At 65.9% G+C, this 777-nt stretch carries 1 protein-coding gene; it reads right to left on the bottom strand.

From position 1 onward, the window contains the following. Positions 1–6: 6 nt before the first annotated feature. A complete protein-coding gene (locus J8I26_RS22545; RefSeq protein ID WP_209609458.1) occupies positions 7–687 on the bottom strand; it encodes a DUF1120 domain-containing protein in 681 nt (226 codons plus the stop codon). Between the last annotated feature and the right edge of the window lie 90 nt (positions 688–777).

The raw sequence follows: 777 nt of genomic DNA, 5'->3' as shown, positions 1-777 counted from the left end.
CTGCGCTTACAGGTACTTCACTTCAATGGTGGCCGAGCCGTCCAGGGTGACGTCCTGGGTCAGGTTCAGGTTTTCCGGCTTGTTCAGCACGGCAGTCACGGCCAGGGTGCCGGAGATCAGCTTGTAGGCGCCCGGCGCGGTGGTGCCGGTGGCGGCCCAGGACAGCATGCGGCCGGTCGACATGCCGCCGTTGGTGCTCTTGCTCCAGCTCGGGGTGGCCGAGGTGGCCGCGCCGATGGTGTCGACATTGGCGCCGTCGCCGGTGAACGAACCCTGCTTCATGGCGAAGTGGAAGGCGCCCACGTTCTTGGTGCTGGCCGTGCCCAGGCCGAACATGGCGCTCTCGGTGGCCGAGGCCGACACCAGCGAGGCCAGGCCGGTGACTTTGCTGGCAGCCTTGTTGTCGACTGCGGTGACGGCGACTTTGACGGCGGCATCGCAGGAGATGCTGAACGGCACTTCCTTGGTGTCGAGCACCTTGTTCTGGCCGGCGGTGAGCGTGGCGGCGGCGATGGTGCCGTAGTCGACGACAGCGCTGCCGGCGCCGATGGTCGGGGTGCAGGCTACCGGCTTGATGACGCCGGTGACCTTCAGTTCGGTGGTGCTGGCGGCCATGGCGCTCGAGGCGGCCAGTGCGGCGGCGATGGCGATGGTGGCGGAGGCGCTGCGGGCGATGACGTTGTTCATGATGGTCCTTGATAGGTGAATGAGGGTTGCATGTGCATCGCGCCGTTGGCTTGCTGGTTTGCTTGATGCAGTGACGTCAGTTTGCCGATT

This window comes from Herbaspirillum sp. LeCh32-8 (assembly GCF_017814915.1).
Taxonomy (GTDB): domain Bacteria; phylum Pseudomonadota; class Gammaproteobacteria; order Burkholderiales; family Burkholderiaceae_D; genus Herbaspirillum.
Note: the sequence above shows the minus strand (reverse complement) of the source record. Positions and strands in the feature narration are given on the sequence as shown.